Consider the following 13,454-nt stretch of genomic DNA (forward strand, 5'->3'; position numbering starts at 1 on the left):
CTATATATTGTGCTGGCGGTGTTTATTAAATTTTATTCTTTTTAAATTGGTAACTGAATTTACAATACGATATTATATTAATAGAGAATGGAGGACTTTTCAATGACAGATTATTATTTTACTGAAAATCCCAACGCCGAACATGACGAGAAGCATTGGAGCTACGAGCTTTTGAGTCATAAATTAAATTTTATTTCGGATCGCGGTGTTTTTTCAAAAAACACAATTGATTTTGGAACTAGGACGTTGCTTGAAGCAATACAAATTGCAGGTTCTGCTGAAAAGATTTTAGACGTGGGATGTGGATACGGTCCAATTGGCATATCACTTGCCAAAAGTTTTCCAGAGATACAAGTACAGATGACAGATGTTAACGAACGCGCGTTGGGACTCGCCAAACGAAATGCAGTTGCTAATAGCGTCGAAAAACAGACTCAAATTTATAAATCAGATGCATATGAGAATATCGATGATACGGATTTCACCACGATTATTTCTAATCCACCAGTCCGTGCAGGAAAATCGGTAGTTGAGACAATTATCGTTGAGGCTAAATCTCATTTAAAAGCAGGTGGCCAACTGGTAATCGTTCTTCAGAAAAAACAGGGGGCGCCCTCAGCTAAAAAATTAATGCAAGAAACCTTTGGGAATGTCGAAGTCCTAAAAAAGAATAAAGGATATTATATTTTAAGAAGTGCACATGAATAAGTTAACAGAGCATGAAATTAATTTTTATATGAATGAAGCAATTAAAGAGGCCCAATTCGCCAAAATGATTGATGAGGTCCCCATTGGAGCAGTGGTTGTTCATGATGGTAAAATTATTGGTCGTGGTCATAACTTAAGAGAACACTCACAGGATTCAACCACTCATGCGGAAGTCTTAGCGATTACGGAAGCTTGCGCTTATTTAAAAAGCTGGCGGCTGTGGGATTGTCAGCTTTTTGTGACCATTGAACCATGCTTAATGTGTAGTGGAACCATCATCAATTCACAATTACCTCAAGTATTTTTTGGTGCTCGAGATCCTAAAGCAGGAGCGGTTCGAAGCCTGTATACCGTACTCGAAGATACGCGTTTAAACCATCAAGTGACGGTTCATGAAGGGATTGGAGCTGACCGAGCATCGATGTTAATGAAGACGTTTTTTAAAGAAATTCGAAAAAGAAGAAAAAAAACTAAGTAAAATAGTGGAAATTTTTTTAAAATTCGAGTATCATAGTTATTGCCGTAAGGCCTTGAGGCAAGGTTGGACTTACGAATTGTGTCAGGTCCGGAAGGAAGCAGCACTAAGTATGCTCTGGCTTGTGCCTTAAGTTATTGGGTAAATTAACGAACTCTTAGTCCATTGGGCTAAGGGTTCTTTTCTTAAAAAAGCAAATATGGAAGGAAATCAAATGAGTTATCAAGCATTATACCGTGTTTGGCGGCCTCAAAAGTTTGATGATATGGTCGGTCAAGACGTCGTCACGAGGACTTTAAAAAATGCATTAATAACTGAGCAGACCAGCCATGCGTATCTATTTACTGGTCCACGAGGAACCGGAAAAACATCGGCAGCTAAGATTTTTGCTAAGGCGGTTAATTGTCACTATCTCAAAGATGGTGAGCCTTGTAATGAATGTGTGACTTGTAAAGCGATTACTGAGGGAACCTTAAACGATGTAATCGAAATTGATGCGGCCTCGAATAATGGTGTCGAAGAAATTCGCGATATTCGTGATAAGGCAAAGTATGCTCCAACTGAAGCAGACTACAAAGTCTACATTGTTGATGAAGTCCATATGCTATCAACCGGAGCATTTAATGCGTTGTTGAAAACTTTAGAAGAACCACCAGCTAATGTAATTTTTATTTTAGCAACGACGGAACCTCAAAAGATTCCATTAACCATTATTTCAAGAACACAACGTTTTGATTTTAAGCGAATTACACCAGCTCAAAGTTATGATCGCATGGTCTATATTTTGGATCAAAAGGGAATCCAGTACGATCAAAAGGCTTTAGCAATTATCGCCAAGGCTGCTGAAGGTGGGATGCGAGATGCATTAAGTATTTTGGATCAAGTGATCTCATTTGGTAACGAAGAAGTAACTTTAGATAACGCCTTATTAGTTACAGGAAGTGTTAACCAAACGCTATTAGATCAGTATTTAACGCAAATTTTTAAGCAAGAAACATCAGCGGCATTAGAAACTTTGCATCAAATTTTAGATGAGGGTAAAGATGGACAACGATTAATTGAAGACTTAATTACTGTCCAAAGAAATTTACTCTTATACCAAGAAGATCCCCAGTTGGTGCAAGAACAAAGCTTGAATGATCTATCGGAAGCTTTTACTGAAGAAGCAGCTATGGTGACTGGCGTGGAGCTGTATCAAATGATTGATACATTGAATAGTATTCAGCAACAAATGCGTTTCACGACCCACCCAGATGTCTATTTGGAAGTTTTGACGATTAAGCTATCACAACGAAAAACTGCGAAAGTTTCCACCGAAGCCCCAACCGGTTCCATGGATAACCAAGAAGTGGAGCAGTTACGTTCAGAAGTCAGTCAATTAAAACAAGCAATTCAAAAGCTACAACAAAATGTAAAAAATACGCCAAGTAATTCACAATCAGCTCAGCCTAAACCTAAGAAAAAAGCGATAGGTGCTAAACAAGTTAAAACTCCGGCTAATTTAACTAAGATTTATCCGATCTTGGAAAATGCTACTAAGGCCAGTTTAAATACGATGCAGGAACTCTGGCGCGACTTAATGGATATGCTATCTGTTACAGAACGGGCTTTGATGCACGTTTCTAAGCCAGTTGCAGCTAGTAAAGAAGGGGTGGTCGTAGCGTTCAATTACGACTTTCTGTTTGAAAAGGCTGTCGATAATGAAGTGCTTCGTACTGAACTTCAACAAAATTTAGCTAAGTTAACTGGTTCCGATTTTAAGGTAGTTTATGTTACAGTTGAAGAGTGGCCAGAGGTGCGGTCAGGTTTCTTAAATACTCATCATTTTGATAAGAATCAAGAAAAATCTGAACCAGAGGCATCAGAGCAATCTACACCCAAAGCGGATGAAGATAATCAAGCTGTTAAAAAAGCGGTCGAATTATTTGGCTCTGAAAATGTAAATATAAAAAATGATTAAAGGATGGTAATACAAATGCGTGGTGGAATGGGAAACATGCAAAGCATGATGCGTCAAATGCAAAAGATGCAAAAAAAGGTAACAGAAGAACAAGAAAAATTAAATCAAACTGAATTTACGGGTGTGGCACCAGATGACATGGTCAAAGTTGTATTCACCGGTGATCATAGAATGAAAGACATCGTGATTAATCCTGAAGCAATCGATGAAGACGATCCAGACATGTTACAAGATTTAATTGTAGCCGCTGTAAACGACGCTATGAATCGCGTGGATAGCGAAACTAATAAAACAATGGGAAAATACACTAAGGGCATCCCTGGAATGTAATTAAGAATCGTAGGTGATAGACCGTTATGCAATATCCAGAACCGATTGCGAAATTAATCGATAGTTTCATGAAATTACCAGGTATTGGTTATAAAACGGCAACCCGACTAGCATTTTTTACGTTAGATATGGAAAAAGATGATGTAACCGAATTTGCTAAGGCACTGATTTCAGCACAACGGGACCTAAGTTTCTGTAGTATTTGTGGAAATATTACGGAAGATGATCCATGTGATATTTGTCAGGACCCTTCACGAGATCAAAAAGCGGTTTTAGTAGTCGAAGATTCTAAAGACGTAATGTCAATGGAACAGATGAAAGAATACCATGGTTTGTACCACGTGTTACATGGCGTGTTATCACCCATGGATGGTAAAGGCCCTGAAGACATCAATATTGCTGCGTTACTTACCCGTTTACAGAAGAACGAGGCCATTAAAGAAGTTATTATTGCTACAAATGCAACTCCAGAAGGGGAAGCGACAGCGATGTATATTTCAAGATTGGTTAAACCGTCCGGCATTAAAGTTACTCGTTTAGCTCACGGGTTATCGGTCGGAAGTGATATTGAATATGCGGATCAAATGACTTTATATAAGGCGGTCGAAGGCCGAACAGAAATGTAAAGCAAAATAATTAAAAGATGAGTTAATGCGATTTTACCAACGCGTTAGCTCATTTTTTTAAATTAATATGGTGATATTTTAATTAAGGTTAATAGACAGTCCTTAAAATCTAAAGTAGAATAAAAACAATAAATAATTTAAAACAAGTAAGGCGGGGAATACTGGTGAACGGGCATTTTATATCATTTGAAGGTCCAGATGGGGCCGGAAAAACAACGGTTCTGCAAGCGATGGTTGAACATTACCAACAGCGTTTGAAGGACCAATTAACAGTAACGAGGGAGCCCGGCGGAAATCCCATTTCAGAGGCAATTCGAACTATTATTTTGGATAAAAACAACACCGAGATGGATGAGCGAACGGAGGCCTTACTCTATGCGGCTGCTAGACGACAACATTTGGTGGAAACGATTTTACCAGCTTTGAAAAAAAATCATGTGGTTTTTTGTGACCGATTTGTTGATAGCTCAATTGCATATCAAGGAGCAGGCAGAAAAATTGGTACCGATGCCGTCTATCAAATGAATCTCTTTGCTACTGAAGGAGCATTACCAGAAAAAACAATTTACTTGGATGTACCATCAGAACTTGGACTAAAGCGCATTATGACTCATCGGACGGAAGATGTTGATCGGTTAGATTTAGAACAATTAGATTTTCATCAGCGAGTCCGTTCGGCATATCTAGATTTAGCTAAGAAATTTCCAGATCGGATTGTCGTAATTGATGCGAGTCAAGAACTTGATGATGTAAAAAGAGATGTAATTGAAGTGTTAGACCAAATTTTAAATTAGCGGAGGAATATTATTATGGCAACTAAGTTAGTTATCGCAATTGTACAAGATAAAGATGCAAACTATTTGAGTGATCAGTTTATTGATCAAAATGTTCGAGCAACTAAGTTATCCACAACTGGTGGTTTTCTACAATCAGGTAATACAACTTTCATGATTGGGATTGAAGAAGAACGTGTCCCAGAAGTCCTTGAAATCATCAAGAAAGCTAGTCATACCAGAGAAGAATTTATGACACCATCTGTTAACATGGACGTTAATATGGAGGGTACTACGGCCTATCCAATTAAGGTTCAAGTCGGTGGTGCAACCGTCCTTGTTCTTCCGGTAGATCAATTCGAGCGCTTCTAGTGGAAGATCTGAAAAATTTAACTAATCAGGCTGTGGAAAAACAACCTGAAATTGTTAAACGCTTTAATGAAATGATTGATAGCCAGCATTTGTCGCATGCCTACCTGCTAACCGGAGCAGGTGGGATTGGAAAAAAAGACGTCGCTCAATGGGTAGCGATGCGTCTTTTTTGTATTGACTTACAGGGATCAATGCCTTGTGGAGAATGTGAAGAGTGCACTCGAATCATATCAGGACAACATCCAGATGTTGTAGAAATTGCACCAGATGGCCAATCAATCAAGGTGGAACAAGTTCGTTTTTTAAAAGCTGAATTTTCTAAAAGCGGGGTAGAGGGCGCACGGAAAGTTTTTATTATTGAACAAGCTAATAAAATGACAACGAGTGCAGCCAATAGTTTGCTGAAGTTCATCGAAGAGCCTTCAGGAGAGGTAACGGCGTTTTTACTTGCTGAAAATAGAAGTTTGATGCTACCAACTATTGTGTCGAGAACCGAAATTATTGAACTAAAACCGTTACCTAAAGATCGATTGATTAAGGAATTGACAGAGCAAAATATAGCTGAAACGGATGCTAGAATTTTAACCCGGTTAACCAACGATACGAGTGAAATTCAAACACTGGTAGATAACAACTGGATTTTGGATGCCCATAAGGCGTTAGAAAAGTGGTTTATAACGGCCACTACTGGGGACATAACTGCATTTGTAGATGTTCAAACTCGAGTAATGGCTTTGGCTAAGGATCGATTTTATCAAGAAAAAATATTGGACTTGATGATGTTATATGCAATGGACCTGTTAGAACTAAAATTTGATCAAGAAACGATTACTTATGAAGCTAATCGACGTCAGTTACAAGAGTTAGCTGATCAGACCAACGTCCGTCAATTATTGGCTGTTGCAGATGTATTGCTGCCTTTAAAACATCAGTTAAGTCAGAATTTAAATTTTCAAAGCGTTGTGGAAAAAGCAACGATTAAAATATGTAATATATTCAAAATGAGAGGGCGATAGTGTGGATAAAAAAGATTTATTTGATCAAATAACAGAAGTCACGCGAAATACTGAGGATTTGTTAAATAAACTACACGAAACCCAAAGTGCCATGGTGGAAATCATGGAAGAAAATGCTGAACTTCAAATTGAAAATCAACATTTGAGAGAGCGTCTAAAGCAAGCAACCGCTGCTGAAAATGAAGGAACCAAGAACACAAAATATGGTTTATCAAAGTCACTTCAAAACTTAGAAAAATTATATGCGAGCGGATATCACGTTTGTAATGAATTTTACGGTAAGCATCGTCAAGATGAAGAAGAGTGCGCATTTTGTTTAACCGTCATCTATGGAGATCGCTAATATGTTAACGCAAAAAAGTTTCAGCCAATCGAATGAAGGACGATTATATCTGGTACCAACGCCGATTGGAAATTTAGAAGATATGACTTTCAGAGCAATTAATATTTTGAAAGATGTTGATTTAATCCTAGCTGAAGATACACGAAATACTCAAAAACTACTTAACCACTTTGAAATTGATACCAAACAGATGAGCTTCCATGAGCACAACACTCAACAGCGCATCCCAACAATTTTGAAAATGTTAGAAGATGGTCAACAAATTGCTCAGGTATCAGATGCGGGGATGCCGTCAATTAGTGACCCTGGTCAAGAGTTAGTAAAGGCAGCAGTATCACAACACCTTAACGTTGTACCTTTACCAGGTTCGAATGCCGGAATTACAGCATTAATTGCTTCAGGATTAGTTCCCCAACCCTTTACTTTTTATGGCTTTCTATCACGCAAAACTAAAGAGCAAAAAGAAGAGCTTGAAGTTTTAAAAAATAATCCTAATACAGTTATCTTTTACGAAGCACCGCATCGTTTAGCTAAGACCGTCAAACAAATTGGTAGTAGTTTCGGTACGACCCGTAAAATGGTTTTGGCACGCGAACTTACCAAACGCTATGAGGAGTTTATTCGTGGAAGTATTGAAGAAGTTCAGCAATGGATTGCTGAAAATGAAGTACGAGGCGAATTTGTAGTGATGGTCGAAGGAAATGATCATCCACAGGTTACTATCAATAACGAGTGGGAAAGCATGACGATTAATGAACATGTGCAAAAAATTATCGATGATGAACAAGTTAAACCAACAATTGCGATTAAACAGGTCGCTAAATTGCGAGGTTTAAGTAAACAAGAAGTTTATGACATCTATCATCAGTTAGAGCAATAGGAGAGAATAATGGCTGGAAAGATACATGAAGAACAACATTTAGTAACGCATTACGAAGGTGACCAGACCGGAACAATGAAAGTTCCCATGATTATTAACGCCATGTTGTTAACTTCGGATAATCAAAGTCAGCAACTAGGTGTCGGAAATGCAGTTGTGGATAAAACCGGATTAGGCTGGGTAATTACGCAATACGTGCTGAAAATCAAACGACTACCACGGGTTGGAGAACAAATTGTAGTAGGAACTAGAGCAGTTAATAACAATGATTATTTCTGCCAACGGGATTTTTGGGTTAAAGATCAAAAAGGTGAAGTGATTGTGGAAAACACTTCAATTTTTGTATTGATGGATCGAACAACGCGAAGAATGCACAAGCTCCTACCTGAAATTATTGAACCCTATGAAGCTGACCAGGTTAAACGTATTGTTCGTTTGCCTAAACTGGAAACCATTGAAGGAGCATCAGTTGCTAAGGATTTCAGTGTAGAATATTTTGATATTGATCCAAATCGGCATGTGAATAATGCTAAATATTTTGAATGGATTTTTAATACGGTTGATCAAGATACTCTAAATAACTATTATCCAGCGATGATTAACATTCGTTATCATGTGGAAATCCAACCTAACCAGGTTGCCCATAGCACTTTTACGATGGATCATGATACACTCAAAAGTGATCATAAAATTTTTGCTAATGACACCTTGTGTTGTGAAGCAAATGTTGAATGGAATCACCGTTAAGGTTACAATGGGCGTAGTTTAAATTTTACATTGGAGGATGAATGAATGAGTATTCTTGTAGTTGGAGGAGCCGGATATATTGGTTCACATATGGTTAAGCGATTAGTCGAACAAAATCGAGATGTAGTCGTTGTGGATAACTTATCAACTGGTCATCGTGGCGCAGTGGATAAAGGCGTAAAATTTTATGAGGGCGATATCCGAGATCATGCCTTTTTAAAGGAAGTCTTTGATCAAGAAGCAATTGACACAGTTGTGCATTTTGCTGCATTTTCAATTGTTCCTGAATCCATGGAAAAACCGCTTAAGTATTTTGATAATAATACGGCAGGAATGGTTGCTCTTCTTGAAGAAATGCGGGATCATGATGTAAAACGTATTATTTTCTCATCTACAGCTGCTACTTATGGAGTTCCTGAAAAGTCTCCGATCGAAGAAACCGACCGTCAAGCCCCTATCAATCCTTACGGTGAAAGTAAATTAATGATGGAAAAAATCATTAAATGGGCGGATCAAGCTTATGGAATCAAATTTGTAGCCCTCCGCTACTTTAACGTAGCAGGAGCCTATCCAGATGGTTCAATTGGCGAAGATCATGGACCAGAAACTCATTTAACACCAATTATCTTGCAAGTGGCTTTAGGTAAACGTGACCAATTACAAATTTTTGGTGATGACTATCATACTCCAGATGGTACGAACGTACGTGACTATGTGCACGTTTTAGATCTTGCGGATGCTCATATTTTAGCAATCGATTATCTTAAAGCAGGTAATGATAGCGACGTCTTCAACTTAGGTTCATCAACTGGTTTCTCAGTTAAAGAAATGGTTGAAGCAGCACGTGAAGCAACTGGTGAAGCCATTCCAGCTAAAATTGCGGCTCGTCGTCCTGGAGATCCAGATTCATTAATTGCTGCAAGTCAAAAAGCACGCAAAATCTTAAAATGGAATCCTCAATATGATGACGTTAAAGAAATCATTAAAACTGCGTGGAATTGGACTCAGAAACATCCCAATGGTTATGAAGACCGCTAAAATAAACGTATAAATAATTTTAATTGAGGTTATGACATAAAAATTTGTCATAACCTCTTTAATTTTGAAAGAAATGACCTTGAAAGGACGAATTTATTCTTTGTTGTCGTCATCACTATTCTGTAGGATAATATGTAGAGGAATTAAAAGGGAGCGAACTGAATGAAGATTTTAGCTATGGATACGTCCAACGTTACTTTAAGTGTAGCGGTTTTGGATTCAGAACAATTACTAGCTATGCAAACCACTAATATTAAAAGAAATCATAGTAAACAACTGATGCCAATTATTTCGCAAACTCTTGCAGAAGCAGGGATGGCACTAAACGAAATTGACCGGATTGTTGTTGCCAAAGGACCGGGCTCATATACTGGGTTACGAATCGCCGTTACTACGGCCAAAACATTAGCATTAACGTTAAATGCTGAGTTAGTAGGAGTATCTAGTTTAGAAATGTTGGTTCCTAACGCACCTCAAAATGGTTTAGTAGTCCCATTCTTTGACGCTAGAAATGGAAATGTATTCGCCGGAATTTATGAGAAAAATGGAGAACAAGTTGTAAACGTACTAGCAGACCAACATATTAGTTTTGAAAAATTATTGGCTAAGATTAATGAGTTAGGTCGACCAGTTTACTTTGTATCTTCTCAATTTGAACAATTTCAAACAATGGTAGAAAATACGTTGGTTGTTGTTGCAGAACATTCTGGAAAATTAAACAGTTTACCAAATGCGCATGCATTAGGAATCTTAGGATTACAAAAAACAGAACTTGAAAATGTTTATACTTTTGTACCAGCTTATTTACGAGTGACAGAAGCAGAAAGAAATTGGAAGGAAAAGCATCCAAACGATGAAAACAAAGAATCATATGTTAGACAAATTAATTAATTGGGCTAAATACACTTTTTTTAATCGGACACGACGTTTGCGTGAGGAGGCTTTTGAAATTAAACACCACAATGTTGTAATCGAAGGTGAAAGATATTTTGTAGCGCAGGCTACTAATACCGATATTCCGGAGATATTAACGGTTGAACGTGCTGTGTATGACGGACAAACCCCTTGGGATCGAATGGCCTTTGCCAACGAATTGCGAAGAAAATTAGACCGATTATATTTAGTTATTAGGCATAATGACCAACTATTGGGCTTTATCGGAGCTTCTTTTGATGATCGTAGTAAAATGGCGCACATTACTAATGTAGCTATCTTACCGGAATATCAAAATCGTGGAATTGGATCATTTCTAATTGAGTCGATCATTAAAAAAGCTCAATTTATTGAATACAAATCAATCACTTTAGAAGTAAGAAAAAGTAATATTACAGCTCAAGCATTATATTTAAAGATTGGTTTTGAAAAGACAGGAATCAAGAAGAGGTATTATTTCGGCGATCATGAAGATGCAATTGATATGACATTAGATTTGTCGAAGTGGCGAGGAGGATATCGTGGATCAAACTAGTTTAATTTTAGCAATCGAATCAAGTTGTGATGAAACTAGTGTTGCAGTTATTAAAAATGGTGACATTATTTTATCTAACATAATTGCAACACAAATTAATAGCCATCAGCGCTTTGGCGGGGTGGTTCCGGAAGTTGCCAGTCGCCATCATATCGAGCAAATTACCATCTGCATTGAACAAGCCTTAAAGCAAGCTGAAGTACGTAAAGAGGACCTCGATGCTGTAGCAGTTACGTATGGACCCGGATTAGTTGGGGCACTTTTAGTGGGCGTTTCAGCTGCTAAAGCTTTTGCTTTTGCAAATGAATTACCATTAATCCCAGTTAATCACATGATTGGACATATCTACGCTGCACGTTTTGTAAAACCCATTGTTTTTCCAGCCTTAGCTCTCCTTGTTTCGGGGGGGCATACAGAACTAGTATATATGCCAACCGAAAATGAATTTAAAATTATCGGTGAGACTCGTGATGATGCAGCCGGTGAAGCCTATGATAAAGTGGGGCGCGTAATGGGTTTGAAGTATCCAGCGGGTAAAGCAATCGACGAACTTGCTCACCAAGGTGAAGACATCTTCAAGTTCCCACGAGCAATGGAACACGAAGATAATTTTGATTTTAGTTTCAGTGGTTTGAAGAGTGCTTTTATTAATACAGTGCATCATGCAGATCAAATTAATGAAGAACTCAGCAAAAAAGATTTAGCAGCAAGCTTCCAACAAAGCGTGGTAGATGTTATCACGGCTAAAACGGTTCGGGCTTGCGAGCAGTTAGAAATAAAACAATTAATTTTAGCTGGAGGAGTTGCAGCTAACCGTGGTTTACGGGATACTTTAGATAAAGAACTTGGCGAAAAATTTAATCATTTAGATTTCGTTAAGGCACCTTTGGATCTTTGTGGTGATAATGGAGCAATGATTGGTGCTGCTGGTGAAATGTTAATGCGACACCAAGTTTTTGCTGATATGACGTTAAATGCTGATCCAAGTTTAGAATTTGATTGGGAACCAGAAGCAATTAAGTAAAGAGTGGGTGAATAAATATGACTGAGCAAATGCATCAAGTTCATCAAGTTATTAAAAAGGAAATTGAGAATCATAATATTTATGGTGCTTCCTATAGCTTGATTACGCCAAAAGAAATTGAAAATCGTTATGAAGGTGTCCAAGGAGAAGGACCATCTGCCGTTTTATTAGATCCTTCGATGATTTATGACCTAAGTACAATGACAGAGGTAGTTGCAACCACAACTCGAATTTTTCAATTACTTGCAATTCGAGAAATTGGCTTAAAAGATCCAGTCACTAAATATTTACCTGGTTTTTCAAATCGAGATATTACAATCCTACATTTATTAACCCATACTAGTGGATTACCAGTAACGGTTAATAAATCGAAACATTTTACAGGAATCGAATTTACTAACGCACTATATTCTGTCGGTCTAGATTTTAAACCTGGTGAAAAAATGCAAGTTTCACCACTTAACTTTGTGGTGCTAGGAATTATTATTCGAACAGTAGACGGTTCCATTGATCGTGCTGTTCAAGATCGCATTTTATATCCACTAGCAATGACTAATACTGGTTTTAATTTAAACCGTCCTAAGGCTCGCTTTGTACCAACTAGAAAAGATGCTAAGCGAGGACAAATCCAAGGACAAGTTGAAGATCAATTGGGCTTGTTGTTGAATGGGGAAAGTGGTTACACTGGATTATTTTCAACCTTGAATGATTTAACAGTATTTGTTGAAATGATGTTAAACCGTGGTAATTATCAAGGAAAAGAAGTCCTTGATCCACAGCTATTTGATACGATGGAAAAATTCAACATTGATGGGCAATCACTTGGTTGGAGTCGTTTTAGCGCCAATGCTGACGTATTTTACGGCAGTAGTCCAACTGGGGTTATCGCATTTAATGTTAAGAAAAAACAAGGTATGGTTGTTCTTCATAACTTTGTGGAAAATAATCAAGTTCATGCCAAAATGTTAACAGGATTATTAAAGGTAATTCAGTAGAAAAGGTGGAAGAAAAAATGGATGATAATAAAATCTCATTGGCAACAACTCGTCGTTTACCATTATACTACCGTTGCTTGAGTGAACTAAATGAAAAAGGCGAAGATAAAGTCTCTTCAGCCGTTTTGGAACGGTTATTAAAAATCGACGCTGCAACCGTACGTCGTGATTTTTCTTATTTTGGTCAAATGGGGCGACGTGGATATGGATATGATGTGAAGATTTTATTGGAATTATTTAACGACGTTTTAAAACAAGATACAGCTGCTAATGTTGCCATTGTTGGTGTAGGTAATTTGGGGCATGCGTTAATTAACTTCAAGTTTCATAAGACGGGCAATGCTCGGATTAAAATGGCATTTGACGTTAATCCTGAGGTAGTAGGTACGATTCAAAGCGAAGTTCCGGTCTATGATATTAATGAAATCAAGCAACGTGTTAGAGATGAGAAGATTGAAGTAGCCATTTTAACAGTGCCTAATTCACAAGCACAACGGGTTACCGATTTACTTGTAGAAGCAGGCATCAAAGGAATTATGAATTTCACCACTGAAATTATTGATGTACCTTATAATGTAACTATCCATGATGTTGATTTATCTCTAGAATTACAAGCCTTGATTTACTCAATGGATCAAGATTAAAAAATACAAAAAGCTATGACTCAATTTCTAAACGACGGACAAGTCGCTTATTAAG

The 13,454-nt window shown here is 37.7% G+C and carries 17 protein-coding genes and 1 other RNA gene; all 18 read left to right on the forward strand.

What is annotated here, in order from left to right:
- Nucleotides 1-102: 102 nt before the first annotated feature.
- The 18 genes from IV86_RS03645 to IV86_RS03725 all read left to right on the forward strand — a co-directional run bounded on the left by IV86_RS03645 (nt 103) and on the right by IV86_RS03725 (nt 13,399).
- Nucleotides 103-708, forward strand: coding sequence for a class I SAM-dependent methyltransferase (locus IV86_RS03645; RefSeq protein WP_002833265.1), 606 nt, complete (start codon nt 103-105; stop codon nt 706-708).
- Nucleotides 701-1,186 (forward strand): nucleoside deaminase, encoded by a 486-nt coding sequence (locus IV86_RS03650; protein WP_002833267.1) that lies wholly within the window; start codon nt 701-703, stop codon nt 1,184-1,186. The genes IV86_RS03645 and IV86_RS03650 overlap by 8 nt, the downstream gene beginning before the upstream one ends.
- Before the next feature lie 49 nt (nt 1,187-1,235).
- Nucleotides 1,236-1,322, forward strand: an RNA gene (gene ffs / locus IV86_RS08590) — signal recognition particle sRNA small type.
- 75 nt (nt 1,323-1,397) lie between these two features.
- The gene (dnaX, locus tag IV86_RS03655; RefSeq protein ID WP_056979363.1) at nt 1,398-3,143 is read left to right on the forward strand and encodes a DNA polymerase III subunit gamma/tau; all 1,746 of its coding nucleotides are present in this window, start codon (nt 1,398-1,400) and stop codon (nt 3,141-3,143) included.
- 15 nt (nt 3,144-3,158) lie between these two features.
- Nucleotides 3,159-3,473 (forward strand): YbaB/EbfC family nucleoid-associated protein, encoded by a 315-nt coding sequence (locus IV86_RS03660; protein ID WP_002833269.1) that lies wholly within the window; start codon nt 3,159-3,161, stop codon nt 3,471-3,473.
- A 26-nt stretch (nt 3,474-3,499) separates the two neighbouring features.
- A complete protein-coding gene (recR, locus tag IV86_RS03665; protein ID WP_002833270.1) occupies nt 3,500-4,099 on the forward strand; it encodes a recombination mediator RecR in 600 nt (199 codons plus the stop codon).
- Nucleotides 4,100-4,263: 164 nt separating this feature from the next.
- A complete protein-coding gene (tmk, locus tag IV86_RS03670) occupies nt 4,264-4,893 on the forward strand; it encodes a dTMP kinase (RefSeq protein ID WP_002833271.1) in 630 nt (209 codons plus the stop codon).
- Nucleotides 4,894-4,908: 15 nt separating this feature from the next.
- Nucleotides 4,909-5,244 carry a cyclic-di-AMP receptor gene (locus tag IV86_RS03675; protein WP_002833272.1) on the forward strand — a complete coding sequence of 112 codons (336 nt, stop codon included), beginning with the start codon at nt 4,909-4,911 and terminating at the stop codon, nt 5,242-5,244.
- A complete protein-coding gene (gene holB, locus IV86_RS03680; protein WP_002833273.1) occupies nt 5,244-6,260 on the forward strand; it encodes a DNA polymerase III subunit delta' in 1,017 nt (338 codons plus the stop codon). The genes IV86_RS03675 and holB overlap by 1 nt, the downstream gene beginning before the upstream one ends.
- A 1-nt stretch (nt 6,261) precedes the next feature.
- Nucleotides 6,262-6,603 carry a DNA replication initiation control protein YabA gene (locus IV86_RS03685; RefSeq protein WP_002833274.1) on the forward strand — a complete coding sequence of 114 codons (342 nt, stop codon included), beginning with the start codon at nt 6,262-6,264 and terminating at the stop codon, nt 6,601-6,603.
- Nucleotide 6,604: 1 nt separating this feature from the next.
- Entirely contained in the window at nt 6,605-7,483 is an 879-nt protein-coding gene (gene rsmI, locus IV86_RS03690; protein ID WP_002833275.1) for a 16S rRNA (cytidine(1402)-2'-O)-methyltransferase, read from the forward strand.
- 9 nt (nt 7,484-7,492) lie between these two features.
- A complete protein-coding gene (locus tag IV86_RS03695) occupies nt 7,493-8,230 on the forward strand; it encodes an acyl-[acyl-carrier-protein] thioesterase (protein ID WP_002833276.1) in 738 nt (245 codons plus the stop codon).
- 45 nt (nt 8,231-8,275) lie between these two features.
- Nucleotides 8,276-9,268, forward strand: a complete 993-nt coding sequence (galE, locus tag IV86_RS03700; protein ID WP_002833277.1) for a UDP-glucose 4-epimerase GalE — start codon at nt 8,276-8,278, stop codon at nt 9,266-9,268.
- Between the two features lie 162 nt (nt 9,269-9,430).
- Entirely contained in the window at nt 9,431-10,159 is a 729-nt protein-coding gene (gene tsaB, locus IV86_RS03705) for a tRNA (adenosine(37)-N6)-threonylcarbamoyltransferase complex dimerization subunit type 1 TsaB (RefSeq protein ID WP_002833278.1), read from the forward strand.
- Nucleotides 10,140-10,736, forward strand: coding sequence for a ribosomal protein S18-alanine N-acetyltransferase (rimI, locus tag IV86_RS03710; RefSeq protein WP_002833279.1), 597 nt, complete (start codon nt 10,140-10,142; stop codon nt 10,734-10,736). The genes tsaB and rimI overlap by 20 nt, the downstream gene beginning before the upstream one ends.
- Nucleotides 10,723-11,760, forward strand: coding sequence for a tRNA (adenosine(37)-N6)-threonylcarbamoyltransferase complex transferase subunit TsaD (gene tsaD / locus IV86_RS03715; RefSeq protein WP_002833280.1), 1,038 nt, complete (start codon nt 10,723-10,725; stop codon nt 11,758-11,760). Before rimI ends, tsaD begins: the two co-directional genes overlap by 14 nt.
- Before the next feature lie 17 nt (nt 11,761-11,777).
- Nucleotides 11,778-12,755: a serine hydrolase domain-containing protein gene (locus IV86_RS03720; protein ID WP_056979364.1), complete on the forward strand. Its 978-nt coding sequence runs from the start codon at nt 11,778-11,780 to the stop codon at nt 12,753-12,755.
- Between the two features lie 17 nt (nt 12,756-12,772).
- On the forward strand, nt 12,773-13,399 hold the full coding sequence (locus tag IV86_RS03725) for a redox-sensing transcriptional repressor Rex (protein WP_002833282.1): 627 nt from the start codon (nt 12,773-12,775) through the stop codon (nt 13,397-13,399).
- Nucleotides 13,400-13,454 lie beyond the last annotated feature (55 nt).

This window comes from Pediococcus pentosaceus, assembly GCF_001437285.1.
GTDB lineage: Bacteria > Bacillota > Bacilli > Lactobacillales > Lactobacillaceae > Pediococcus > Pediococcus pentosaceus.